We start from the raw sequence: 24,496 nt of genomic DNA on the forward strand, positions 1-24,496 counted from the left end.
ATGGCCCGGAAGAAACGCGGCTTTACCACCTTCAGCCTGAGCTTTCTGGACATCATGTCCTGTGGCTTTGGGGCGGTGGTGCTGGTGTTTCTGATCATCGACCACTCCATTGAGGTGCAGTCGGAGGAGTTGAACCGGGACCTGCTGTCCGAGGTCAATCTACTGGAGGAGGACATCGCCGACGGCGAGGAGGGCCTGGTGCGCCTGCGCAATACCCTGTCCGATATCGACCTGCAGATGGTGGAGGCCCAGGGCCGGGCCAGCCGCATCAACGAGCAGATCGACGAGTACGAAGCCCTGATTGCCGGGCTGCGGGACGAGGGCTTTACCGAGCGCGAGGACATCGAGCAGATCAAGGCGGAAATCCGCTCGCTGGAAGAAGAAGTCAAAAAGCTGCAGGAGGCGGCGCGGGAAAACAGCGGCCGCAGCGCCCGCAGCTTCACCGGCGAGGGCAACCGCCAGTACCTCACCGGCCTCAACCTGGGTGGCAAGTACATCGCGGTGCTGGTGGATGTGTCCTCCAGCATGCTGGCCGACCGCCTGGTGAACATCATTCGCCTGCGCAATATGGACCCGTCCATCCAGCGCAAGGCAGACAAGTGGAGCCGCGCCCTCAACACCGTCGACTGGCTCAGCGCCCAGCTGCCGGCCAGCAGCTACTACCAGGTGATTACCTTCAACACCGAGGCCAAAGCCGCCCTGCCCGGCACCGACGGCAAGTGGCTGGAGGTGGCCAACCAGAAACAGCTGGAATCGGTGTCCGGCGAGCTGCGCAAGCTCACCCCCAGCGGCGGCACCAGCCTGTTCAACGCCTTCGCCGCGCTGAACGCGCTGTCGCCCGCGCCCGACAATATCTTCCTGATCACCGACGGCCTGCCCACCCAGGGCGCCACCACCCCCCGGGGCAGCAAGGTGAGTGGCAAACAGCGCCTGGAGCTGTACCGCCAGGCCATCAAGCAACTGCCGCGCAACGTACCGGTGAATATCATCCTGGCGCCCATGGAAGGGGACCCGATGGCCGCCTCGGAATTCTGGCAGCTCGCCCAGGCCACCAAAGGCTCCTTTATGAGCCCCTCGAAGGACTGGCCCTGATGGCACGACGACGCCCCCCTGAAGAGTTTTCCATGTCCTTCCTGGACGTGATCTGCTGTGGTTTTGGCGCGGTGATCCTGCTGCTGATGATTACCAAGACCGTGCAGCCGCAAATCATCGAGGCCTCAACCGTCAACCTTGAGGGCAAGATGGCCGCGCTGCAGGAACAGCTGTTTGAGATTCGCGGCGAAACTATCGTGCTCAACCGCGACCTCAACGCCAAGCATGAGCAGCTGTCCAGCTACGAGGACAAAATCGCCATCCTGCGCGGCCAGCTGGCCAGCGCCAAGGCCCGCTACGACAGCATTCAGGTGCAGGACAACAGCAACTCGGTGATCGCCGGCGAACTGGCTGACGCCCGCCAGTCCCTCACCGCGGAAATGGAACGCCTGCTGGGTCGCCAGCACCAATCGCAGAACAACCTCATCGGTGGCATCCCGGTAGACAGCGAGTACATCATCTTCATCATCGACACCTCCGGCTCCATGTTCTCCTACAGCTGGGATCGTATGCTGGCCGAGCTGGAGGCAACCCTCAGCATCTACCCGGAAGTGAAGGGCATACAAATCCTGAACGACATGGGCAACTACATGTTCAGCCGCTATCGCGGCCAGTGGATTCCCGACACCCCCGGGCGGCGCAAGGTGATCATGCAGAACCTGCGCAACTGGAATGTGTTCAGCAACTCCAGCCCGGTGGAGGGCATTACCCAGGCCATTCGCACCTTCTACGACCCCAACAAGAAAATCAGCATCTACGTGTTCGGCGACGAATTCACCGGCGAGTCCATCGCCCAGGTGGTGGGCACCGTGGACCGTTTGAACAGCGAAAGCGCCGACGGCCGGCGCCGGGTGCGCATTCACGCGGTGGGTTTCCCGGTGCAGTTTATTCGCCCGCCCCACCTGCAAACGACCGGCATCCGCTTTGCTACACTTATGCGAGAACTGACCTACCGCAACGGAGGCACCTTTGTCGGGCTCAATGACTTCCGGCCCTGAGGGGCAAACCATCCCACGCTGGCGAGCCCTGCCCCGGAGCCTGGCGCTGCTGCTGTGTTGCGCGCTGCTGGCGGCCTGCGGCCCCAACGAGGTGGCGGTGAAGGGCCAGTTCCCCACCCCGCTGATGAACAAGCTGCCGCTGAATATCGGCGTGTGGTACGACGAGGGCTTTCGCACCCACGAGTTCTTTGACGAGGCCAAGGGCCGTGCAGAGTCCGGGTGGATTGTCAAAACCGGCGAAGCCCAGACCCAGATGTGGGACACCGTGCTGCCCGGCATGTTCACCAGCGTGGTACACATGAAGGGCAAGCCCGAGCCGGGGCAGATGAACCAGGCGGTGGATGCGGTGCTGATCCCCCATGTGGACGAGCTGCAGTACGCCATTCCCACCCACACCAATGTGAAGGTTTACGAAATTTGGATGCGCTACCGCTTCGAGCTGGTGGGCCCCGGCGGCAAGCCTTTGGCCGAATGGACAATGACCGCCTACGGCAAAACCCCCACCGCCTTCCTGCAAAGCGACGAGGCGGCGGTGAACCTGGCGGCGGTGGTAGCCCTGCGCGATGCCGGCGCCAACTTCGCCACCAACTTCACCCGGGTGCCCCAGGTGCAGGACTGGCTGGCCCAGCGCCAGGCGCCACCGGCCGGCGTTGCCGGCACCCAGCCGGCACCTGCCGCGGAGGGCTCCCTGTGATGTTAGCCAAGACCCTGCGCGCAAGCCTGCTGATTCTCGCCCTGCCGCTCACCGGCTGCGTGACCGCCACCGTGGATGAAATGGTTTTCAACGAGCCGGTGCACGGCATTGGCGATGCCAGCGTGGTGATCCTCGGCCGGCGCCACGCCAGCGACTACGAGACCGAGCCGGACTTCATCGAATGCGTGGGCGACCACATTGCCGCCCGCGACAAGGCGATCACCGTGGTGGGCGAGCTGGATTTTATCAACGCCCTGTACCCCTGGTTTGAACCGCGCACCGCGCCCCTCTACCCCGAAGACTTGGAAAAGCTCATGCAGCAGGCGCCGGTGGCGCAAAGGCTGGCCGAGCTGCGCACCCACTACATGATCTGGATCGACGGCAGCACCGTCCGCACCGACTCCGCCGGCTCCATGACCTGCGGCATTGGCCCTGGGGGCGCCGGCTGCTTCGGCTTTGGCACCTGGGGCAACGACTCCAACTACGAAGCCACCATCTGGGACTTCACCAACCGCGCCGAGGTGGGTCGCATCAACGCCACGGCCAGCGGCCAGTCCTACATGCCGGCGGTGGTGGTGCCCATTCCCATCATTGCCCCGGTGCAGGGCACCGCCTGCGACAGCGTGGGCGACCAGTTGCTGAAATTCCTGTCCAGCGAGCACTAGCGCCTATGAAACTGCACAATGCCCTCGTCTTTCTGCTCGGCCCTCTGCTCGGCCTTGGTGCAACACTGCAGCTCACCGGTTGCGCCAGCAGCGCATCCTCCGGCGGCTCCGGCGTGGTGGTCACCGCTGGCGGGCGCCAGGTCACCATCGACGACGAGAGCGACGAGCTGTACGCCAAGATGATGGAAGAGGGCGCCGCCTACGACGACCCGGAAGTGCAGGCCTATGTCGATCGCATTGGCCAGCGCCTGGTGGCCAACAGCGACCAACCGAATGACACCTTTATCTTCACCGTCATCGACAGCCCCGACATCAACGCCTTTGCCACCCCCGGCGGCTATATCTACGTTAACCGCGGCCTGCTGGCCTACCTGGACAACGAGGCGGAACTGGCCGGTGTGCTGTCCCACGAGATTGCCCACGTTACCGCCAACCACCACGGCCGGCAGAAAAGCGGGCGCATTACCAACCAGGTGATCGCCACCACCGCCTACATCCTCACCGGCAGCGGCGATTTGGCGGACGCCTCCACCATGTACGGCCAGGAGCTGCTGAGCGGCTATGGCCGCGAGCACGAACTGGAAGCCGATGGCCTGGGTGCCAAGTACATGCACAAGGCCGGCTACGATGCCCAGGAGCTGCTGGAAGTCATCGGCGTGCTGAAGGACCAGGAGCAGTACCAGCGGGTGAAGGCGCGCACCGCCGGCAAACCCTCCGGCACCTATCACGGCCTGTACGCCACCCACCCGCGCAACGACCAGCGCCTGCAAACCGTCATCCGCACCGCCGGCGAACTGGACGACGACGCGCGCTCCCCCGACCCCATCGTGCCCGGGGAGTTCAAGCAGCACATGGACGGGTTGGTGTTCGGCCCCTCCATCCAGGGCCAGAAGGAGGAAAACCGCTACTACCACAACAAGCTGGCCTTCACCTTTGCCCACCCACCGGGCTGGACGGTGAGCACCGGCTCCTCCGCCATTGTGGCCACGGCGCCCCAGGGCGCGGCCAACCTGGCCATCACCATTGCCCGGCGCGATGCCAGCCAGACGCCGGAACAGGCCCTGCGCAGCAGCGCCAGCGGCGACCTGAGTGACGGCCGGGTGCTGGAACAGGCGGGGCTGACTGGCTATGCCGCGGTGGCTTCCAGCGGCGGCACATCCAAACGGCTGGCGGTGATCGACTACAAAGGGCTGAACTACCGCTTCGAGGGCGCGGCGGGCGATTTCGCCGCCATGGACAAGACCCTGCTGGAGATGATCGAGAGCTTCCGCCCCCTGCTGGACCGGGAGCGCCAGAGCGGCACGCCAATGTACGTGCGCTATGTGCAGGTGCCCCGGGGCGCCACCTTCGCCAGTATCGCCAGCAGCATCCGCATTCCCGATGCCGAGGCGCAGCTGCGCCTGCTGAACGGGTTTTACCCGCGTGGCGAACCGCGCACCGGGGACTGGATCAAAGTCATCCAGCCGGGTACGCCCTGAGGCTGTAAAACCGGCAGGTCAGTGCCGGGTAGCGCTGTCGCCGCCTGGCCTGTCCTGCACCAGCACCCAGGGCGCGGCAACCACCGCCCACAACAGGGCGTCGGCCTGGTACCAGCCAAGGGCTTCGTCGTCGCTGACCGGCGCCACTTGAGCGGTGTCGATCCAGGCCTCGAACTGGGCGGTGTTATCCAGCCCCAATTGCACCGCCACTTCCACCAGATCCAGCCCCGGCGCAACGCGGATGACACTGCCGTGGGCGTAGTAGGTTTGCAGGTCGTGCCAACGGATACGGGCTGTCTGGCCGTGGTATTCGCGCCGCAGCAGCGCTTCCCGGCCATCGGCCTGCGGCGCATCAGCCATAGCGGGAATCCGCCACGAAGGGGTTGCTCTGGCGCTCCTGGCCAAAGGTCGAGGTGGGCCCGTGGCCGGGAATGAAGGTGATGTCATCGCCCAGGGGGAACAGCTTGCCGCGAATGGCGCTAATCAAGTCCTCGTGATTGCCCCGGGGGAAGTCGGTGCGGCCGATGGACCCCTGGAACAGCACATCCCCCACCCAGGCCAGGCGCTGGCCATCGTGCAGGAACACCACATGGCCCGGCGTGTGCCCGGGGCAGTGGAACACCTGCAGGGTCTGTTCGCCCACGGTGACGGTGTCGCCATCGTCCAGCCAGCGGTCCGGCACAAAGGCATCCGCGTGGGGAAAGCCCGACATCTGGCACCACTCGGGCAGCTTGGCAATCCAGAAGTCATCTTCTTTCTGCGGGCCTTCAATCGGCACGCCGAGTTGCTGGCGCAGCACATCCGATGCAGCGCAGTGATCCATGTGGCCGTGGGTCAGCAGAATTTTTTCCACCGTGGCGCCCAGGGAATCAACCGCGGCGAGTATGCGCTCCACATCCCCGCCCGGGTCGACAATGGCCGCCTTGCCGGTGGCCTCGCATTTGAGGATGGAGCAGTTCTGCTGGTAGGCCGTCACCGGCACGATAGTCACTTTGATCGACATAAATTCTGACTTTCTGTTGGTGCACCCAGGCCGCAGTAGCGGTTCAGGCACCCTGTGATTGCTCTTCGATGTCCGCCTTCGGGTTCAGGTAGACACGCTCGTCCAGGTGGTTCTCGCTCTTGCCGACGATCACCGCCACCGTTGCATCCCCGGTCACATTCACCGCGGTGCGGATCATGTCCAGCAGGCGGTCGACGCCGATGATCAGGGCAATGCCCTCCACTGGCAGGCCCGCCTGGTCGAGCACCATGGCCAGGGTAATCAGGCCCACGCCGGGCACCGCCGCAGTGCCGATGGAGGCCAGCGTGGCGGTGAGGATAACGGTGAGGTAGGCGGTGAGGGAAAGATCAACACCGTACACCTGGGCGATAAACACCGTGGCCACCCCCTGCATGATGGCGGTGCCATCCATGTTGATGGTGGCGCCCAGCGGCACGGTAAAGCCGGCAACCGAATTGTGCACGCCCAGGCGGCGCTCCACCGTGCGCAGGGTAACCGGCAGGGTGGCGCCGGAAGACGCGGTGCTGAAGGCAAAGGCCCACACCGAGCGCATCTTCTGCATCATGATGCGCGGCGGCAGGCCGGTGAGGGATTTGAGCAGCAGGCTGTAAACCACCACGGCGTGGAAGATCAGCACCACCAGCACCGTCAGGAAGTAAGCCCCCAGGTCGACAATGGCACTGATGCCCATGTCCGAGAACAGGCTGGCCAGCAGGGCAAACACCCCATAGGGCGCCAGCTCCATGAGAATGCCCACCATGCGCATGACCACCTCTTCCAGGTCGCGGAAGAAATCCGCCATCCGGCGCCCCGCCTCGCCGGCGTGGGAAATGGCGTAGCCAAACAGCAGGGCGAAGACGATGATCTGCAGCATGTTGCCTTCGGCCATCGCCGCCACCGGGTTGGACGGCACAATGTTGGCCAGCACATCAATCAGCGGCGGCGGCGCGGTGACTTCAAACTCCGCGCTGCCCGGCAACGAAACGTGGGTGCCCGGCCCCACCAGCACCGCCACCAGCAAAGCGGTGCTGATGGCAATGGCCGTGGTGACCAGGTAGAAGATCATGGTCTTGGCGGCAATCGGCCCCATGCGGGCGCTGTCACCAAGCGAGCTGGATCCGCAAATCAGCGACACCAGTACCAGCGGCACCACCAGCAGCTTGAGGGAGGCGATAAACACCCGCCCCACCAGTTCCAGCACACCGTCCACCACGTAGGTTTGGATGATGTTGTGGAAGCCGGCGGAAATGCCGGAACTGCCGAGAATCAAATCCAGCAGCGAGCCGAACAGAATGCCGGCCACCATGGCGATAAGAATGCGATTGGTCAGGCTCATAACGCGGCTCTTGTTATTGAATGTGCAATGATCAGCCGGAAGCGGCCGGGGTTGCCGCGCTGGCCTGGGCGCAGGCGCCCTTCAGGTAGCTCACTACCTCGTCGTGGGCGCAGGCATTGCAGGGCGAGGAATAATCCGTACGGCCACCGCCTCGCAGTTCACCGCACACCGGGTCGTACTCCATGGTGCACACCTGCGGGCGGGGCTCGCTGCACTGCCCCGTCAGGCTGTCGGCGGGGGCGGTGGGAGGGGGCGGCGGAGCGGCACTACAGGCGGCAAAAAGCAAGGTCAGGGAAAGCAGCGCGGCTCGCGGCATGAACGGGGCTCCGGGGACAGAATTAACAGGCGCAAGCCTACCACTGTCCGGCCCCGAACGCAGCCGCGGGCCGCCGCTGGCTCAGGCGAACTCGCCGGCCTGATAGTCGCGAATGGCCTGCTCGATCTGTGCCTGGGTATTCATCACAAACGGCCCGTAGTGGGCCACCGGCTCACCCAGTGGCGGCCCGGCCAGCAGCAGGAACTCGGCGCCCTCGGGGCCGGCCTGCAGGGTCCAGCCATCCCCGGGGCCGGTCACCAGCAGTTGTTGGGGGCCCACCCTCTGGCCGCGCACCGCCAGGCTGCCCTGGTAGAGGTAGGCCAGCAGGGTGTGCCCAGCCTCGGCGGCCACACCAAGCGTGCCATCCGGCTGCAGGTGCACATCCAGCACCCCGGCCCGCTCGGCCAGTTCATGCAGGGGGCCACGCAGTGCGGCGCCATCCAGCTGCCAGTCACCGGCCACCGCCGTGGCGCTGAAGTGCCCGCCATCCAGGGTGGCCAGCTCAGCTGCCGGCACATCGCGGTAGCGCGGCGGCGACATTTTCTCCGCCGCCGGCAGGTTCACCCAGAGCTGGAAGCCATGCAGGCCCCGCGTGTCCTGGGTGGGCATTTCCGAATGGATGATGCCGCGCCCCGCCGACATCCACTGGGCGCCACCACCGCGAATCTCGCCGCGATTGCCCTGGCTGTCCTGGTGAACAATGCCGCCGGCCTTCATGTAAGTGAGTGTTTGCATACCGCGATGAGGGTGCGGGGGAAAGCCGCCGGCAAAGTCCTCCCGGTAGTTGGAGCGCAACTCATCCACCATCAGGATGGGGTCCATCCCGGCGTGCCCCATGCCGGCAATGCGCTGGATGGCCACGCCATCACCGTCTCGGCTGGGGTGGGCGGGGCGAATTTCTATCACTTGTCGAGCGTTCATGGCGCTGTCCTCCATCGTATTGGCGGCAGATTACGCTCGTTTTTATAGAACATAAATCGCATAATTTCGGCACATCTTTTCGATTAATACGAACGAGGCCGCACCATGAATCGCACCACCCTGGAACAATGGCGCATGCTGCAGGCGGTGGTCGAGCACGGCGGCTTCGCCCAGGCCGCCAGCGCCATCCACAAGAGCCAGTCCACCATCAACCACGCGGTGCACAAGCTGCAGGACCAGCTCGGCCTGCCCCTGCTGGAAGTGGTGGGCCGCAAGGCCCAGCTCACCCCCGCCGGCGAGTTGATGCTGCGCCGGGCCGCCCAGCTGCTGGAGCAGGCCGGCCAGCTGGAAACCCTGGCCGGCAGCCTGGCCCAGGGCACCGAGGCGGAAATTCGCATTGCCGTGGACGAGGTGTTCCCCTACGAACAACTGGCCTGCGCGCTGCACGACCTGGCCGGGGAGTTCCCCAACACCCGGGTGCAGCTGTATGAAACCGTGCTCTCCGGCGGCCCGGAAATGCTGGTGAGCGCCCAGGTCGACCTGCTGATTGCCGGGCGTGTGCCAGAAGGCTTTCTGGGCGAAGCGTTGATGCGTGCCGAGTTCGTTGCCGTGGCCGCTCCCAGCCACGCCCTGTTACAGGTGGCGCGCCCCCTCAACCTGCAGGATCTGGCGGGGCAGCGGCAGATTGTGGTGCGCGACTCGGCGCTAGGCCAACGGGTGGATTCCGGTTGGCTGGGGGCGGAACAGCGCTGGACGGTCAGCCACATCGCCACCTCGGTGGACATGATTCGCCGCGGCATGGGTTTTGCCTGGCTACCGCGCTCGCGCGTGGACGCGGCCCTGGCGGCGGGGGAGCTGGTGGAACTGCCCCTGCAACAGGGCGCCCTGCGCTACGTTGAGCTCTACCTCACCTATGCCGACCCGGAGCGGGTCGGCCCCGCCACCGCCCACCTGGCCGCGCTGCTGCGCCAGCAACCGGCCCTGACCCCACAGCCAGAAGGCTAACGCGGGTTACAGATCCAGCTCCCGCGGGAAAAGCCGGGCTTCCACCCTTGCCGGTGCCCGGGCCAGTTCCCCCCAGTTATCTATCGGCAGGGCCAGGCGGAGATAGCCCGCGGTGGGCAGGTTGTCGAGCACCGGCTGCGCCGCCAGGTGGTTGGCCAGGTCGGTGAAGGCCGGGTTGTGGCCAATCAAGAACAGCGACGCCTGCTGGGCCGGCACCGTCGGCAGCCATTCCATTAAATCGCGGTAGTTAAAGGTGTAGAGCGACTCGCAAATCTGATGGGGCTGCCCCGCCAGCGCAGGCCAGCCGGCACAGATGCCCTCCAGGGTCAGCCGGGCGCGCAGCGCCGGGCTGCAATACACCGGCTGGGGCCTGAGTTCACCCGCCAGTGCGCTGCCCATGCGCGGCGCATCGCGCTGGCCGCGTCGGTTGAGGGGGCGCTCCCAGTCTCTGAGTGCCGGGTTGCGCCAGGACGACTTGGCATGGCGCAATAGGTGCAGGGTTTTCAAGGCAGCGCTCCGGGTAAGGCGGCTCGATACAGTGTAGCCCGGCGCAAAGCGCTAGCCGAGCGACAACCACAATCTATACTGCAAGACAGGTTCGCCATTTTCGGCGACTGCCGCACGAGGAGCCCGCCATGCTGCAATCCGTGAATCTGCGCGATTACATCCTGACCAACCCGGTCAAGGTGAAAGCAACAGACAACATCTTCGACGCCATGCAGGTGATTATCGACAACAAGATCTCCGGCGTCTGCGTGGTGGACGACCAGGGCAACCTCGTCGGCATCCTCTCCGAGCTGGACTGCCTGCGGGCCGCCCTGAGTGCCGTCTACAACGACGGCGGCGTCGGCGAAGTGAAGGACTACATGGCCAGCGACAACCTGGTGGTGGCCCACCCCGACGAGGATATCGTCGACGTCGCCCAGGACATGCTGATGAAAAACAAGCGCCGCCGGCCGGTGGTGGAAAACGGCAAGCTGGTGGGCCAGATCACCTGTCGCCAATTGCTGAGCGCCGTACGCCGTTTTCGCACCTGAGGTAACAGCGTCCGCCACTGGCAGCCACATCCAACGACAAATTTCCAGATCGTTTTCCCCCCGCGGCTCCCGCATAATGCGGGGGTTGTCCCTCCACATAGCTTGATCCAGAACGTCATGACTACAGCCATTTCCCAGCGCATTGCGCAAGAGCTCGCCGTGCGCGAGCAACAGGTCACCGCCGCCGTTACCCTGCTGGACGAAGGCGCCACCGTGCCCTTCATCGCCCGCTACCGCAAAGAGGTCACTGGCGGCCTGGACGATACTCAGATGCGCCAGTTGGAAGACCGCCTGCACTATTTGCGGGACATGGAGGACCGGCGCCAGGCCATCCTCAACTCCATTGAAGAGCAGGGCAAGCTATCGCCGGAACTGAAAACATCCATCCTCGCCGCGGATACCAAGAACCGCCTGGAGGATCTCTACCTCCCCTACAAACCCAAGCGCCGCACCAAGGCCCAGATTGCCCGGGAAGCGGGCCTTGAGCCGCTGGCCGAGGCCCTGCTGGCCGACCCGACCCTGGACCCGGAAGCCGAGGCTGCCGCCTACCTGAACGCCGATGCCGCCGTTACCGATGCCAAGGCGGCACTGGATGGCGCTCGCCAGATTCTGATGGAGCGCTTCGCCGAGGACGCCGACCTGCTGGCCCGGGTGCGCAGCTTTCTGGCCGACAACGTGCAGCTTGCCTCTCGCCTGGCGGACGGCAAAGAGCAGGAAGCGGCCAAATTCCGCGATTACTTTGAGCACACCGAAGCGCTGGCGAAGGTGCCCTCCCACCGCGCCCTGGCCATGTTCCGCGGCCGCAACGAAGGCTTTCTGCACCTGAGCCTGATGATGCACGCCGACGAAAAGCCCTCCGACGCCCACCCCTGCGAAGCGATGATTGCCGAACACTGGCAGATTGCCGACCAGGGCCGCGCGGCCGACCGCTGGCTGCTGGACACCGTGCGCTGGGCCTGGCGGGTAAAGCTGCTCACCCACCTGCAAACCGATCTGCTGGGGCAGTTGCGCGAACGCGCCGAGGCCGAGGCCATCGAGGTGTTCGCCAAGAACCTCAAAGACCTGCTGCTGGCCGCGCCGGCCGGTGCCAAGGCTACCATCGGCCTCGACCCGGGGCTGCGCACCGGGGTGAAAGTGGCCGTGGTGGACGCCAACGGCAAGCTGCTGGACCACTGCGCCATCTTTCCCAACCCGCCGCAGAACCGCACAACCGAATCCGCCGCCAAGCTGCTGCAGCTGATCCAGAAATACAACGTTGAGCTGATTGCCATCGGCAACGGCACCGCCAGCCGCGAGACCGACAAGTTCGTCGGCGACCTGCTGCGCCAGCACCCGGCCCTGACCACCAGCAAGGTCATCGTGAACGAAGCCGGCGCTTCCATCTACTCGGCCTCGGAGTTCGCGGCCCGGGAATTCCCCGACCTGGACGTGACCATTCGCGGCGCGGTGAGCATTGCGCGCCGCCTGCAGGACCCACTGGCGGAGCTGGTGAAGATCGAACCCAAATCGATCGGCGTGGGGCAATACCAGCACGATGTCAGCCAGGTGCAATTGGCCCGGCAGCTGGACGCAGTGGTGGAAGACTGTGTGAACGCCGTGGGCGTTGATGTGAACACGGCGTCCGTCCCGCTGCTCACCCGCGTGTCGGGGCTCAACCAGAGCATCGCCAGTAACATCGTGGCCCTGCGCGACGAGGCCGGCAGCTTTGCCAATCGCAAGGCACTGTTAAAGGTGGCGCGTTTCGGCGACAAAACCTTTGAGCAGGCCGCAGGCTTTTTGCGCATCAGTGGCGGCGACAACCCGCTGGACGCCTCCGCCGTGCACCCGGAATCTTACGGTGTGGTGGAGGCCATTGCCGAGCGCTGCCAACGCGAGGTGGCCGGCATCATCGGCGACAGCCGCTTCCTGCGCAGCCTGAAGGCCGCTGACTACACCAGCGACACAGTAGGGCTGCCCACCGTGGTGGACATTATCAGCGAACTGGACAAACCCGGCCGCGACCCGCGCCCTGAGTTCCGCATGGCAACCTTCCAGGACGGCGTGGAAAAAATTTCCGACCTGCGCCCGGACATGGTGCTGGAAGGTACAGTGACCAACGTGACCAACTTCGGCGCCTTCGTTGATATCGGCGTGCACCAGGACGGCCTGGTTCACATCTCCGCCCTGGCGGAAAAGTTCGTGAAAGACCCGCGGGATGTGGTCAAGGCCGGCGACATTGTGAAAGTGAAGGTCATGGAAGTGGACGAGGCGCGCAAGCGCATCGGCCTCAGCATGCGCATGAGCGACAAGGCCGGCGAGCAGGCCGGTACCTCGCGCGGCGAACCGCGCCGGGGTGGCGGCGGTCGCGGCGGCAATGCACGCCCACCCCGCAACGACAAGCCGGCGGCCAACAATGCTTTTGCCGCCGCCTTTGCCAACGCCCGCAAGGGGCGCTGAGCAACGCCGGTTGCCTCAGCGGGGCGGCGCCGGGTCGCCCCGCTGTTGCAACCAGTCCAGAAACTCCGCCGCAGGCATGGGCCGGGCAAAATAAAACCCCTGCACACTGTCGCAGGCCAGCTCGGCCAGCAGCGCCAGGGTTGCCGCGTCTTCCACCCCTTCTGCCACCACCTGCAAACCAAACAGGTGGGCGATCTCGATAATAATACGCACCAGTTCCCGCTCCCGCGCTTGCGACTGCATGCGGCTGACAAAAGAGCGGTCAATCTTCAGCTCATCCGCAGGAATGTGCTGGAAGTAGGACAGGGATGAATAGCCCGTGCCGAAATCATCAATAGACAGGCTAACCCCCAGCTCGCTTAGCTCATTCAGCACCTGGAAGCCCGCGTCTTTGTCCTCGATCACCGCATCTTCGGTGATTTCCAGCGTTAGCCGCGAAGGCCGGATACCCCAAATGCGCAGCGCATCGCGCAGGGTATTGACCAGGTCCGGGTGGTTGACCAAACGCGCCGGTAAGTTAATGGCCACACCGTGGCGATAGCGATCTCCCCACTGGCTGAGCTGGCGCAGGGCACGGTGAATGACCCATTTGCTCACTTCGTATAATTTGCCTTCCGCTTCAGCGAGCAAAATCACCTGGTCGGGCGGGACAGGGCCCTGCCCATCCACATGCCAGCGCAGCAGGGCCTCGGCGCCGCTTATCGCGCCGCTACCCAGTGCAATTTTCGGCTGGAAGTGCAGGTCGAAGGCATTGTTGTGCAGGGCCTCGGCAAAATGGCGCTCCAGCGCCGGCGTGGCCGGCACCGTCTCGGGCGCTTCCAGCAGGCCTTCCATGACAACAGCACCAGCCTGGCGGGCGTGGTGCAGGTTCTTCTCCGCCGTCACCAGCAGGTCATCCCAGGCGTACTTTGTTGGCCCAGCCACGGCCATCCCGATGCGCAGCTGCACCGGGTCGCCGGCGTCTTCGTCGCGCAGCGACGCAATCAATACCTGCTGCACACGATGGACAGCCAGTGCCAGAAACCCGGGGTTGTGCAGGGCAGGAAGAATGAACGCAAAACCATGTCCAGCCACCCGGAATACGTTATCCGGCAATTTGCTGATGGCCTGCAATTCCGAGTAGGTCCGGCAAAGCAGGCGGTCACCCTCGTCATACCCGGCCACATGATTGATCCGCGACAGGTTCTGCAAATCTATCAGCAGCAGCCCGAGGCATTCGCCCTGCTGCCGGGCGCAGTCAATCTCACTCGCGAGTTTGGCGACAAAGGCCGGGCGGGCAACGGGCGGTGGGGTGACCACGACCCTAGAGCTGGATGCCGGTCATGTCGATACCGTAGGCCTCTGGCTCAAGGCTACCGACAATTTCCAGCGCTTCGCCACCGGTGGTGTGGCTCTGCTTGAGCAGATCAATCAGTTGCGGGCTGGCCACAGGCTGCTTATCGCGCCCGAGAATGACCATCACCTGGGGCCGAAGCCGCCGGGTGCGATATTCCGACACCACCACGGCAACCTCCCCGGAAGACAACTCCACCAGCGAACCGGCCGGATAGATGCCAACGGCCTGTATGAACTCCTCCACCAGTTCCGCCTGAAAATCGATATCCCGCCATTCATAGAGCATTTTGATGGCGGCGGCCGGCGACGTGGCCCGGGCATAACTGCGGTGACTGGTAATGGCATCGTAGCAGTCAACGATAGCGGCAATGCGGGCAAAAACAGGAATCTCATCGCCGCCGAGGCCCTGGGGATAGCCCGAGCCGTCATGGCGCTCGTGGTGGTGGGCCACCATGTCCAGCACATCGCGGTTCATGAGCCCCGTTTCCTGCACCATGGCCAACCCCAGTTCGACATGGCCTTTCACCTGCATGAACTCGTCGTCACTCAGCGGCCTGTCTGCTCGCAGCAGCTGAGGGTCCACACGCAACTTACCCACATCGAACAGCAAGCCGCCGATGGCCAGCGAGCGCAAATCGGAGCGCGGCAAACCCAACTGCCGCCCCAGGGCGACGGCCCAAATAGAAGCACCGAGGGAGTGTTGGTAGGTGTATTGATCCTGCTGTTTGATACGAGCCAACCAGATGCACGCATCCGGGTTGCGGGTAATGCTGTCAATCACCGGCTCAACCGACTTGCGAACACGCACGATATCCAAAGAGCCGCCCTTACTGACGCTTTCAAAGACGCTCTCAATGCCCTCGGATAGCTCACGGATAGCCGCGCGGGCGCGCGGGAATTCCTCGTCCCAGGCAGCCTTGTCTTCGTAGGGGGTTATGCGGCGGTTGGCGAACAGTTCACGGGCCGGTTTGCGATTGCGCTCGGCCAGGTTGCGCTGGTGCAGCAGCTGGCGGCTGCCGTCACTTTTTTTGTGATCGACATACACGTACTGGCAAAGCTCGCCGATCTGGCGCAGCTCCGCTTCCGTATCAATCCGGAAGCCCTGCATGGAAAAGGGCGAATCCAGCCAGGGGCGATCAAGGGCAGAAACATACATCCCCAGCTGCAGGTCGGCTACGTATACTTTTTCTACACTGATCATGTCCCGGGTCAGCCCTGACCGTCACTTGGCTTTAGCATGTAACAGCCAGTGTCATACGAAGCGCCCCAACTGACAACCCTGGCGAGCCGGCGGCATCAGTTAACCTGCAGGTGGGCCGCCGCCCTGATGCGCGGCCAGGCCCTGAGCGCTGCGGCAAAACCGGCCGCGCGCTGGCGGATGGTAGTGGCCACCGTTTCTTCCGGGGTTCCTGGCACCACATCGGGCAGGTCGGTCAATTGAGCCGAATGCTGCAGCGCCTGGATGCACGCCTTTGCATTCTTCTCGAGATAAGCCGTCCACGCCGAATCCAGTGCACCAGTCTCGGCAAGCCGATCATTGATAGTCTGCAAGGCAAAGCCCTGAGCCCGGGTCAGGCTTGCCCGCAATTGCGCCACCAGGCTCGCGGTGGACAGTTGCGCCAGCGTATCCAGTCGCGCGGCCAGTAGTTGCAGGCGGGTCTCGTAGCTTACACCTGCGTCCTGCGGCTTGATCGCGGCAAGGTAGGCGCCAAGCAACTGCAGACCACCACGCGGCACCACACTGTCACCCTCCGGGTTGCCGCGGCGCTCTTCAACCGGCAGATGCGGCACCGCCCAGGCGTACTCCACCACCAGCGAATCCGGAATGAGAAAATCCAGCATGGCACCGAACAGCTGATCCTCTCCCCGCAGGGCGGGAAAATACGGCGGCAGCGCAGCGCGATTATCCAGCCCCGTTACCTGGGACATGACCGCGCGCTTGGACACCGTAGTGCGCGCCTGCCCCAGCCAGCAATGGCGGGTAGCCAGTGCCTCGGCAAGGCCTCCCGGCCTTGCCAGCATACTGCGCACGCTGCTGGCGCCGAGGTTGGCAACCCAGGCATTGTTGACCGTACCTGGGTCGCCCACCGTACCCGACTGGGTCACAAGCACTGGCGCATCGGCGTGCAGGTCGCGAAACAGCGCCAGACTGGCGCCGGCCAATTGCTCTGGCTGTAACGGCCCACCCAGCGCACGGACCAGCTGCGCCGCAGACAGCCCAAGGAAACGCCCGTGCCCAACCAGCGGGTCAAAATCCTGCGGAGTAAAGCGCTGTTGCCAGTCGACCATCCCGGCATAGAATTCCGCCTCCCGCATACCGTCGGCAACAGCCATGCCCGGTTCGCTACCCTCGCGCGCCAGGGCCATGCACAGCACATCGTCATCCATCACAATGCACCGCTCGCCCACAGACAACAGCAGGCAGAGGTTTCGCGCCCGGCCGTAGGTCTTCTGCCCCTGCCAGGGCTGTGGCGAGAACAGAAAGCGCACCGCCTCGCTGTCATCTGGCAGCGCCTTGCCAAGCTGGGCAATCAACTCAGCCTGCTGTTCTGGGCCGAAGTACTGCATGGACGCAGGACTTTGCAGGTTGAAGCGCTCAACTGCTTCGGCATTGGCGCGGGCATTGTCCACCTGGCGCGAATCATCAATCAGGTAAAGCTGCTTTTGCGTCGCCAGCTTGGCCTTGTGCAACAGGGATTCCAGCAAGCGCTGCACGGCTTCCGGGCGATCGCAGGTGATGATGAATGCCTTGCTGCGGTCGAGGTCCTGCTGCGCGCTCTCCTTGTTCACCCGCTCACACAGTGCATTGGCCGACACCATCAGGCCCGCATCGCGCACCAGCCCAAGCACCCGCAGGGCATCGTCAACGTTGCCACCCAGCTGGGGAAAGGCGGCCACCAGCGTTTTGGCATGATCCCTGAGCGTGCGAAACACAGTGCAGTACTGCAATACGGTCGCCACTTCGGGCTGGCTGAAAAGCTGGGCGCCGGTCGACTTGCCGATCAGCAGCGTTCCCCCGGCAACACTCAGGGTCTCGATGTCGTCGGCTGCGTATAACGCTGCGCCGTCATTGCCATCACCGGTGCCATTGCGGGCGTCACCTCCGCCTGCCTGCGCCTCTGCGGCGGGTGCGGGCTGGCCGGGCGGGGTATTCATCTGGAAAGAATAGGAAATCCCGGAATCATCGCTCATGGTCACTACTCGCTGGCAAACCGCAAAAGCCCGTGATTCTAGGGGCTGGGTCTGGCCCTGTAAACGCGACCTATCGCGCCAGCCGGATACCGTAATCTTCGGCGCGCAGCTCCAGCGGCGGTAGTGCTTCACCATCCACGACGCCCTGCAACCACGCCAACAGCGCGGTTAGCAGGTTTCTGTTGGCGGCCAGTATGGGTAAGCGCATCAACAGAACATCCCCGCGCGCATTGACTATGACACTATGGCCCGCCTCGCCGACCCTCGGGCGAATCGCCAACTGCTGCCAATCGACACTGACACCCCGCCAGATTTGCCAGCGTAACTCTTCCTCAAGCGAGGCAAGCTCAGAGAAAAGTTGCTCGCACAACGATCGAGCCTGCTGGGCCGGCGATTTTCCAGCAAACAGCAGGGTGACTTCGCGGTAGCTGCAGCGCAAGCCGGCCGGTGAAAAATTCCATTCCACCACCACCGGTGGTGGTTCTGCCGGCAATGGGGCGACTGGCGCCCCGAGCGGCTGCCACTGGCTGCAATCCACCTGCTGGCAGAAGGCATTCAACAGTTGGTGCTCGTACACCGGCTGTTCGGCTTTGCGCGGATGACTCAGCATGACCCGTTCGCCATCGATCACCAGCATCGGCACGTCACCGGCAATGCCCGGCAGAATTTTGACGGCCACCGCGCTCTGTGCCCCGGCCAGCCGGGCCTCCAGTTGCAGCAGCGTCTCCGTATAGCGCTCCACCGAAAACGCCCAGGCCTGGCGGGCACGCGTTGCCTTGTCCTCGGCCGCCTCCCGCCGAGCTAGATCCGCCTCGGCATAGTAAACCTCCACCAGGCCCTGCAGGGCGAGGCTGGCAAACAAGCGCCGCTCTTCCTCCTGCGCGCCACCGAGAGCTTGAACAATCTGCTCATAACGGCTGGGGGCAGCAGCCTCCGGCCCAGTATCTGCCCCACTGTGAATGCCTATCGCCCAGAGCGACAGCGGCGCGACCATACGAAACAGCAGAAAGTGCGGCAGTCTTGTCACATCCATTATTCGAAGCAGTAACCGATAAAGGGCCCTGGCAATGATAACGGGCCAATCGAACAAGGAGTAACGCCCTTTTATAGCGCCCATAAAGAACCCCGAGGCACTTACGCACCTCGGGGTTGGGATTAAAGCCTGGCGAGTGCCCACCCCGCTGTATCGGGTGTGACCGTGGGTCAGCGCCTGTGTAACGCCCCACCTCGCGCCCATAAAAAACCCCGAGGCACATTCGCACCTCGGGGTTGGGATTAAAGCCTGGCGATGACCTACTCTCACATGGGGAAGCCCCACACTACCATCGGCGATGCATCGTTTCACTACTGAGTTCGGAATGGGGTCAGGTGGTTCCAATGCTCTATTGTCGCCAGGCATAACTGGCTGACGGGTTTCGGTCTTATGCGCGCCTGCGCGGCCTACTCATCGTCAATAAGGCGGTAAATCAAGCTTTGTGAAGTTGAGTCGCTCTGATGCTTTCACATCAGTCAAACACTGGACTTGTCACAACATCCCGCATGTCTGCATGGCGTGCACCTTCGACTGCGTGCACCAGATCACTTGGATTATATGGTCAAGCCTCACGGGCAATTAGTACTGGTTAGCTCAACGCCTTACAGCGCTTCCACACCCAGCCTATCAACGTTGTAGTCTTCAACGGCCCTTTAGGACCCTCAAGGGGTCAGGGAGAACTTATCTTGAAGGGGGCTTCCCGCTTAGATGCTTTCAGCGGTTATCCTGTCCGAACATAGCTACCGGGCAATGCGTCTGGCGACACAACCCGAACACCAGAGGTTCGTCCACTCCGGTCCTCTCGTACTAGGAGCAGCTCTTCTCAATTCTCCAACGCCCACGGCAGATAGGGACCGAACTGTCTCACGACGTTCTAAACCCAGCTCGCGTACCACTTTAAATGGCGAACAGCCATACCCTTGGGACCGGCTTCAGCCCCAGGATGTGATGAGCCGACATCGAGGTGCCAAACACCGCCGTCGATGTGAACTCTTGGGCGGTATCAGCCTGTTATCCCCGGAGTACCTTTTATCCGTTGAGCGATGGCCCTTCCATTCAGAACCACCGGATCACTAAGACCTACTTTCGTACCTGCTCGTCTTGTCAGACTCGCAGTCAAGCGCGCTTGTGCCTTTACACTAACCTCATGATTTCCGACCATGATTAGCGCACCTTCGTGCTCCTCCGTTACTCTTTGGGAGGAGACCGCCCCAGTCAAACTACCCACCATACACTGTCCTCGGCCCAGATCATGGGCCTGAGTTAGAACCTCAACATTACCAGGCTGGTATTTCAAGGTCGGCTCCACAATGGCTGGCGCCACTGCTTCAAAGCCTCCCAGCTATCCTACACAAGTAAGGTCAAAGTCCAGTGCAAAGCTGTAGTAAAGGTTCACGGGGTCTTTCCGTCTAGCCGCGGGTACACTGCATCTTAACAGCGATTTCAATTTCACTGAGTCTCGGGTGGAGACAGTGTGGCCATCGTTACGCCATTCGTGCAGGTCGGAACTTACCCGACAAGGAATTTCGCTACCTTAGGACCGTTATAGTTACGGCCGCCGTTTACCGGGGCTTCGATCAAGAGCTTCGGACAAGTCCTAACCCCATCAATTAACCTTCCGGCACCGGGCAGGCGTCACACCCTATACGTCCACTTTCGTGTTTGCAGAGTGCTATGTTTTTAATAAACAGTCGCAGCCACCTGGTCACTTCGGCCAGCCTCAGCTCAGGGAGCAAGTCCCATCACCAAAACCGGCGTACCTTCTCCCGAAGTTACGGTACCATTTTGCCTAGTTCCTTCACCCGAGTTCTCTCAAGCGCCTTGGTATTCTCTACCTGATCACCTGTGTCGGTTTACAGTACGGTTCCTTCATATCTGAAGCTTAGAGGCTTTTCCTGGAAGTATGGCATCAACCACTTCGCGTTACCTTTCGATAACACTCGTCATCAGTTCTCGACCTTAAGGACCCGGATTTGCCTAAGTCCTCAGCCTACAACCTTAAACAGGGACAACCAACGCCCTGATGGCCTAGCCTGCTCCGTCCCCCCATCGCAATATGAAGAAGTACGGGAATATTAACCCGTTTCCCATCGACTACGGCTTTCGCCCTCGCCTTAGGGGCCGACTCACCCTGCGCCGATTAGCGTTGCGCAGGAAACCTTGATCTTCCGGCGGGGAGGTTTTTCACCCCCCTTATCGTTACTCATGTCAGCATTCGCACTTCTGATATGTCCAGCATGCCTCCCGGCACACCTTCAACCACTTACAGAACGCTCCTCTACCATGCGTGCAAGCACGCATCCGCAGCTTCGGTTACCAGTTTAGCCCCGTTACATCTTCCGCGCAGGCCGACTCGACTAGTGAGCTATTACGCTTTCTTTAAAGGGTGGCTGCTTCTAAGCCAACCTCCTAGCTGTCTAAGCCTTCCCACATCGTTTCCCACTTAACTGGTATTGGGGACCTTAGCTGGCGGTCTGGGTTGTTGCCCTCTCGACGACGGACGTTAGCACCCGCCGTCTGTCTGCCGTGATTGTACTCCTGGGTATTCGGAGTTTGCATGGGGTTGGTAAGTCGGGATGACCCCCTAGCCCAAACAGTGCTCTACCCCCCAGGGTAAGACACGACGCTCTACCTAAATAGATTTCGAGGAGAACCAGCTATCTCCGGGCTTGATTAGCCTTTCACTCCGATCCACAGCTCATCCCCAAATTTTTCAACATTTGTGGGTTCGGCCCTCCAGTTAGTGTTACCCAACCTTCAGCCTGGCCATGGATAGATCGCCCGGTTTCGGGTCTATTGCCTGCAACTCGACGCCCTATTAAGACTCGGTTTCCCTACGCCTCCCCTAGTCGGTTAAGCTTGCTACAGACAATAAGTCGCTGACCCATTATACAAAAGGTACGCAGTCACAGGACTAGCCTGCTCCCACTGCTTGTACGTATACGGTTTCAGGTTCTATTTCACTCCCCTCTCCGGGGTTCTTTTCGCCTTTCCCTCACGGTACTGGTTCACTATCGGTCAGTCAGTAGTATTTAGCCTTGGAGGATGGTCCCCCCGTCTTCAGTCAAGATATCACGTGTCCCGACCTACTTGTCGCAAGCTCAGTACCACAACAGAATTTTCGTGTACGGGGCTATCACCCTCTATCGCCGGACTTTCCAGACCGTTCCACTAATTCCACTGCTATCACTTGCAGGCTAGTCCCCGTTCGCTCGCCGCTACTGAGGGAATCTCAATTGATTTCTCTTCCTACGGGTACTTAGATGTTTCAGTTCCCCGCGTTCGCCTCGTTAAGCTATGTATTCACTTAACGATACCCAACTTACATTGGGTGGGTTTCCCCATTCGGACATTCCCGGATCAAAGGTTGGTTGCCACCTCCCCGAGACTTTTCGCAGGCTCCTACGTCCTTCATCGCCTCTGACTGCCAAGGCATCCACCGTATACGCTTAGTCACTTGACCATATAACCGAAGTTATCTGTTCCGTCGATTCATCGTCTAAATCGTTCCAGACGATTTGTCGACGCACCCCTCATCATGAGGGGCGAAGCAGACTGTTCCCCGCCCCCCTTAAGCATAGGTCGGGTACTTGAGACAGATACCGATCAAAGTATCTGCCCGCCGGATGTTGTGACGCTTAAGTCACAGTGTTGTATTACAACTCGTTCGATGACGGGGAATTGAAACCCGCCATCGGAACTTCATATCTTTGGACTGCTCCTTCAACCGTCATCTTTCGATCACAGTCTCAGGTTACAATCCAGAGACTCAGCTTGATTTACCTTGTTAAAGAACAAATCTGGTGTGAAACCAGTAAAAAGCACACTGAACTATGCGCTTGTTACTGACCTCGATTCAGCAAAAGTGGTGGAGCTATGCGGGATCGAACCGCAGACCTCTTGAATGCAAATCAAGCGCTCTCCCAGCTGAGCTATAGCCCCGTGTTAAGTGGTAGGCCTGGGCAGATTTGAACTGCCGACCTCACCCTTATCAGGGGTGCGCTCTAACCAACTGAGCTACAGGCCTATGATGCGTACCCCGATCAGGGTTCGCGGCAACTGCCTGCAACATGAAGTGCAAACCAGCACCGTGAATCTTTTGCAGAATCCAGAAAAGACGAAGACAAATGTGTGAACACTTGAAGAAGTAACGCCACTATCGTTTAAGGAGGTGATCCAGCCCCAGGTTCCCCTAGGGCTACCTTGTTACGACTTCACCCCAGTCATGAATCACTCCGTGGTGATCGCCCTCCCGAAGGTTAGGCTAACCACTTCTGGAGCAACCCACTCCCATGGTGTGACGGGCGGTGTGTACAAGGCCCGGGAACGTATTCACCGTGACATTCTGATTCACGATTACTAGCGATTCCGACTTCATGGAGTCGAGTTGCAGACTCCAATCCGGACTACGAAACGTTTTGTGGGATTCGCTCCCCCTCGCGGGTTTGCTGCCCTCTGTGCGTTCCATTGTAGCACGTGTGTAGCCCAGGCCGTAAGGGCCATGATGACTTGACGTCGTCCCCACCTTCCTACGGTTTGTCACCGTCAGTCTCCCTAGAGTTCTCAGCTTAACCTGCTAGCAACTAGGGACAGGGGTTGCGCTCGTTACGGGACTTAACCCAACATCTCACGACACGAGCTGACGACAGCCATGCAGCACCTGTCACTTGGCTCCCGAAGGCACGAAGGCGTCTCCGCCAACTTCCAAGGATGTCAAGGCCTGGTAAGGTTCTTCGCGTTGCATCGAATTAAACCACATGCTCCACCGCTTGTGCGGGCCCCCGTCAATTCATTTGAGTTTTAACCTTGCGGCCGTACTCCCCAGGCGGTCTACTTAGTGCGTTAGCTGCGCCACCAAGGACTCAAGTTCCCCAACGGCTAGTAGACATCGTTTACGGCGTGGACTACCAGGGTATCTAATCCTGTTTGCTCCCCACGCTTTCGCACCTCAGCGTCAGTATCGAGCCAGGAGGCCGCCTTCGCCACCGGTATTCCTCCACATATCTACGCATTTCACCGCTACACGTGGAATTCTACCTCCCTCTCTCGTACTCTAGTCGGCCAGTATCGGGTGCAGTTCCCAGGTTGAGCCCGGGGCTTTCACATCCGACTTAACAAACCGCCTACGCGCGCTTTACGCCCAGTAATTCCGATTAACGCTCGCACCCTCCGTATTACCGCGGCTGCTGGCACGGAGTTAGCCGGTGCTTCTTCTCAAGGTAATGTCACAGTTACGCGCTATTAACACGCAACCTTTCTTCCCAAGTGAAAGTGCTTTACAACCCGAAGGCCTTCTTCACACACGCGGCATGGCTGCGTCAGGCTTTCGCCCATTGCGCAATATTCCCCACTGCTGCCTCCCGTAGGAGTCCGGGCCGTGTCTCAGTCCCGGTGTGGCTGATCATCCTCTCAGACCAGCTATGGATCGTCGCCTTGGTGAGCCCTTACCTCACCAACTAGCTAATCCAACGCAGGCTCATCTGATAGCGCGAGGCCCGAAGGTCCCCCGCTTTCCCCCGTAGGGCGTATGCGGTATTAGCATGAGTTTCCCCATGTTGTCCCCCACTACCAGGTAGATTCCTACGCGTTACTCACCCGTCCGCCGCTCTACTCACCCCGAAGGGCTTTCGCGCTCGACTTGCATGTGTTAGGCCTGCCGCCAGCGTTCAATCTGAGCCATGATCAAACTCTTCAGTTTAATCTTTTACCTCTACCCCCTCCCTCAAAAAGATCAGGAGCAAGAGGGGCGGTTTGCGTGGATAACCCCACGACAACCACCAAATCTCGGCTCAGACACTCGAAAATCAAGAATTCGTAATGAATCAATGAGTCACTTGTGTCTGATAATAGTCGTAGCTATCACCTCAACAAGTGCCCACACATCTGTCTTCGTCTATTTGTTAAGCAACCCCTGATCGCCAGGATTCAGGGTGTCAATCAGGTCGCTTTCGCTGC

General features: G+C 61.5%; 18 protein-coding genes, 2 tRNA genes and 3 rRNA genes. 8 read left to right on the top strand and 15 right to left on the bottom strand.

The window, feature by feature from the left end:
• From DDZ17_RS12295 to DDZ17_RS12315, 5 genes are read left to right on the top strand one after another with little or no spacing between them, the layout of a single operon-like run.
• The gene (locus DDZ17_RS12295) at positions 1-1,092 is read left to right on the top strand and encodes a vWA domain-containing protein (RefSeq protein WP_116367217.1); all 1,092 of its coding nucleotides are present in this window, start codon (positions 1-3) and stop codon (positions 1,090-1,092) included.
• Entirely contained in the window at positions 1,092-2,090 is a 999-nt protein-coding gene (locus DDZ17_RS12300) for a VWA domain-containing protein (RefSeq protein ID WP_116367218.1), read from the top strand. Before DDZ17_RS12295 ends, DDZ17_RS12300 begins: the two co-directional genes overlap by 1 nt.
• Complete coding sequence (locus tag DDZ17_RS12305; RefSeq protein ID WP_193940591.1) at positions 2,074-2,784, top strand: hypothetical protein; 711 nt, start codon at positions 2,074-2,076, stop codon at positions 2,782-2,784. The genes DDZ17_RS12300 and DDZ17_RS12305 overlap by 17 nt, the downstream gene beginning before the upstream one ends.
• Positions 2,784-3,449, top strand: a complete 666-nt coding sequence (locus DDZ17_RS12310; protein ID WP_116367219.1) for a hypothetical protein — start codon at positions 2,784-2,786, stop codon at positions 3,447-3,449. The genes DDZ17_RS12305 and DDZ17_RS12310 overlap by 1 nt, the downstream gene beginning before the upstream one ends.
• A gap of 5 nt (positions 3,450-3,454) precedes the next feature.
• Positions 3,455-4,927: a M48 family metalloprotease gene (locus DDZ17_RS12315; protein ID WP_116367220.1), complete on the top strand. Its 1,473-nt coding sequence runs from the start codon at positions 3,455-3,457 to the stop codon at positions 4,925-4,927.
• 18 nt (positions 4,928-4,945) lie between these two features.
• On the opposite strand, the gene DDZ17_RS12320 is transcribed toward DDZ17_RS12315, so the two are convergent.
• From DDZ17_RS12320 to DDZ17_RS12340, 5 genes are all read right to left on the bottom strand, one after another.
• Entirely contained in the window at positions 4,946-5,287 is a 342-nt protein-coding gene (locus DDZ17_RS12320; RefSeq protein WP_116367221.1) for a DUF2288 domain-containing protein, read from the bottom strand.
• A complete protein-coding gene (locus DDZ17_RS12325) occupies positions 5,280-5,930 on the bottom strand; it encodes an MBL fold metallo-hydrolase (RefSeq protein WP_116367222.1) in 651 nt (216 codons plus the stop codon). Before DDZ17_RS12325 ends, DDZ17_RS12320 begins: the two co-directional genes overlap by 8 nt.
• Positions 5,931-5,973: 43 nt before the next feature.
• Positions 5,974-7,266 carry a dicarboxylate/amino acid:cation symporter gene (locus tag DDZ17_RS12330; protein WP_116367223.1) on the bottom strand — a complete coding sequence of 431 codons (1,293 nt, stop codon included), beginning with the start codon at positions 7,264-7,266 and terminating at the stop codon, positions 5,974-5,976.
• A gap of 31 nt (positions 7,267-7,297) precedes the next feature.
• Positions 7,298-7,582 (bottom strand): Kazal-type serine protease inhibitor family protein, encoded by a 285-nt coding sequence (locus DDZ17_RS12335; RefSeq protein ID WP_116367224.1) that lies wholly within the window; start codon positions 7,580-7,582, stop codon positions 7,298-7,300.
• Positions 7,583-7,663: 81 nt separating this feature from the next.
• Positions 7,664-8,503, bottom strand: a complete 840-nt coding sequence (locus DDZ17_RS12340; protein WP_116367282.1) for a pirin family protein — start codon at positions 8,501-8,503, stop codon at positions 7,664-7,666.
• Between the two features lie 105 nt (positions 8,504-8,608).
• Here DDZ17_RS12340 and DDZ17_RS12345 point away from each other — a divergent pair, with 105 nt between their 5' ends.
• The gene (locus DDZ17_RS12345) at positions 8,609-9,508 is read left to right on the top strand and encodes a LysR family transcriptional regulator (RefSeq protein ID WP_116367225.1); all 900 of its coding nucleotides are present in this window, start codon (positions 8,609-8,611) and stop codon (positions 9,506-9,508) included.
• Between the two features lie 6 nt (positions 9,509-9,514).
• On the opposite strand, the gene DDZ17_RS12350 is transcribed toward DDZ17_RS12345, so the two are convergent.
• Entirely contained in the window at positions 9,515-10,015 is a 501-nt protein-coding gene (locus DDZ17_RS12350; protein WP_116367226.1) for a SixA phosphatase family protein, read from the bottom strand.
• A gap of 128 nt (positions 10,016-10,143) precedes the next feature.
• Between DDZ17_RS12350 and DDZ17_RS12355 the strand changes: the two genes are divergently transcribed.
• Both DDZ17_RS12355 and DDZ17_RS12360 read left to right on the top strand, forming a co-directional pair.
• On the top strand, positions 10,144-10,545 hold the full coding sequence (locus DDZ17_RS12355; protein WP_116367227.1) for a CBS domain-containing protein: 402 nt from the start codon (positions 10,144-10,146) through the stop codon (positions 10,543-10,545).
• A gap of 117 nt (positions 10,546-10,662) precedes the next feature.
• Entirely contained in the window at positions 10,663-12,981 is a 2,319-nt protein-coding gene (locus tag DDZ17_RS12360; protein ID WP_116367228.1) for a Tex family protein, read from the top strand.
• 15 nt (positions 12,982-12,996) lie between these two features.
• Here the strand turns inward: DDZ17_RS12360 and DDZ17_RS12365 are convergent, their stop codons facing one another.
• The 9 genes from DDZ17_RS12365 to DDZ17_RS12405 form a co-directional block, all read right to left on the bottom strand.
• Entirely contained in the window at positions 12,997-14,280 is a 1,284-nt protein-coding gene (locus DDZ17_RS12365) for a putative bifunctional diguanylate cyclase/phosphodiesterase (RefSeq protein ID WP_116367229.1), read from the bottom strand.
• Between the two features lie 4 nt (positions 14,281-14,284).
• Positions 14,285-15,517, bottom strand: a complete 1,233-nt coding sequence (locus tag DDZ17_RS12370; protein ID WP_116367230.1) for a cyclic di-GMP phosphodiesterase — start codon at positions 15,515-15,517, stop codon at positions 14,285-14,287.
• Positions 15,518-15,612: 95 nt separating this feature from the next.
• Positions 15,613-17,508 carry a hypothetical protein gene (locus DDZ17_RS12375; protein WP_157976610.1) on the bottom strand — a complete coding sequence of 632 codons (1,896 nt, stop codon included), beginning with the start codon at positions 17,506-17,508 and terminating at the stop codon, positions 15,613-15,615.
• A 70-nt stretch (positions 17,509-17,578) separates the two neighbouring features.
• The gene (locus DDZ17_RS12380; RefSeq protein WP_157976611.1) at positions 17,579-18,625 is read right to left on the bottom strand and encodes a hypothetical protein; all 1,047 of its coding nucleotides are present in this window, start codon (positions 18,623-18,625) and stop codon (positions 17,579-17,581) included.
• 163 nt (positions 18,626-18,788) lie between these two features.
• Positions 18,789-18,904, bottom strand: a 5S ribosomal RNA gene (gene rrf / locus DDZ17_RS12385).
• A 195-nt stretch (positions 18,905-19,099) separates the two neighbouring features.
• Positions 19,100-22,004 (bottom strand): 23S ribosomal RNA (locus tag DDZ17_RS12390).
• A gap of 403 nt (positions 22,005-22,407) precedes the next feature.
• Positions 22,408-22,483 (bottom strand) — tRNA-Ala (locus DDZ17_RS12395).
• 8 nt (positions 22,484-22,491) lie between these two features.
• A tRNA-Ile gene (locus DDZ17_RS12400) sits at positions 22,492-22,568 on the bottom strand.
• A gap of 137 nt (positions 22,569-22,705) precedes the next feature.
• Positions 22,706-24,239: ribosomal RNA gene (locus DDZ17_RS12405) — 16S ribosomal RNA — on the bottom strand.
• The 16S, 23S and 5S rRNA genes sit together here with 2 tRNA genes alongside, the layout of an rRNA operon.
• Between the last annotated feature and the right edge of the window lie 257 nt (positions 24,240-24,496).

Source organism: Parahaliea mediterranea, from assembly GCF_003402235.1.
Lineage (GTDB): Bacteria > Pseudomonadota > Gammaproteobacteria > Pseudomonadales > Halieaceae > Parahaliea > Parahaliea mediterranea.

Bases quoted from the DNA above. Each gene is read 5' to 3' on its own strand.
- DDZ17_RS12315 (WP_116367220.1), top strand. From the start codon at position 3,455: ATGAAACTGCACAATGCCCTCGTCTTTCTGCTCGGCCCTCTGCTCGGC.
- DDZ17_RS12360 (WP_116367228.1), top strand. From the start codon at position 10,663: ATGACTACAGCCATTTCCCAGCGCATTGCGCAAGAGCTCGCCGTGCGC.
- DDZ17_RS12330 (WP_116367223.1), bottom strand. From the start codon at position 7,266: ATGAGCCTGACCAATCGCATTCTTATCGCCATGGTGGCCGGCATTCTG.
- DDZ17_RS12375 (WP_157976610.1), bottom strand. From the start codon at position 17,508: ATGAGCGATGATTCCGGGATTTCCTATTCTTTCCAGATGAATACCCCG.
- DDZ17_RS12355 (WP_116367227.1), top strand. From the start codon at position 10,144: ATGCTGCAATCCGTGAATCTGCGCGATTACATCCTGACCAACCCGGTC.
- DDZ17_RS12320 (WP_116367221.1), bottom strand. From the start codon at position 5,287: ATGGCTGATGCGCCGCAGGCCGATGGCCGGGAAGCGCTGCTGCGGCGC.
- DDZ17_RS12340 (WP_116367282.1), bottom strand. From the start codon at position 8,503: ATGAACGCTCGACAAGTGATAGAAATTCGCCCCGCCCACCCCAGCCGA.
- DDZ17_RS12335 (WP_116367224.1), bottom strand. From the start codon at position 7,582: ATGCCGCGAGCCGCGCTGCTTTCCCTGACCTTGCTTTTTGCCGCCTGT.
- DDZ17_RS12295 (WP_116367217.1), top strand. From the start codon at position 1: ATGGCCCGGAAGAAACGCGGCTTTACCACCTTCAGCCTGAGCTTTCTG.
- DDZ17_RS12325 (WP_116367222.1), bottom strand. From the start codon at position 5,930: ATGTCGATCAAAGTGACTATCGTGCCGGTGACGGCCTACCAGCAGAAC.
- DDZ17_RS12305 (WP_193940591.1), top strand. From the start codon at position 2,074: ATGACTTCCGGCCCTGAGGGGCAAACCATCCCACGCTGGCGAGCCCTG.
- DDZ17_RS12345 (WP_116367225.1), top strand. From the start codon at position 8,609: ATGAATCGCACCACCCTGGAACAATGGCGCATGCTGCAGGCGGTGGTC.
- DDZ17_RS12310 (WP_116367219.1), top strand. From the start codon at position 2,784: ATGTTAGCCAAGACCCTGCGCGCAAGCCTGCTGATTCTCGCCCTGCCG.
- DDZ17_RS12380 (WP_157976611.1), bottom strand. From the start codon at position 18,625: ATGGGCGCTATAAAAGGGCGTTACTCCTTGTTCGATTGGCCCGTTATC.
- DDZ17_RS12370 (WP_116367230.1), bottom strand. From the start codon at position 15,517: ATGATCAGTGTAGAAAAAGTATACGTAGCCGACCTGCAGCTGGGGATG.
- DDZ17_RS12300 (WP_116367218.1), top strand. From the start codon at position 1,092: ATGGCACGACGACGCCCCCCTGAAGAGTTTTCCATGTCCTTCCTGGAC.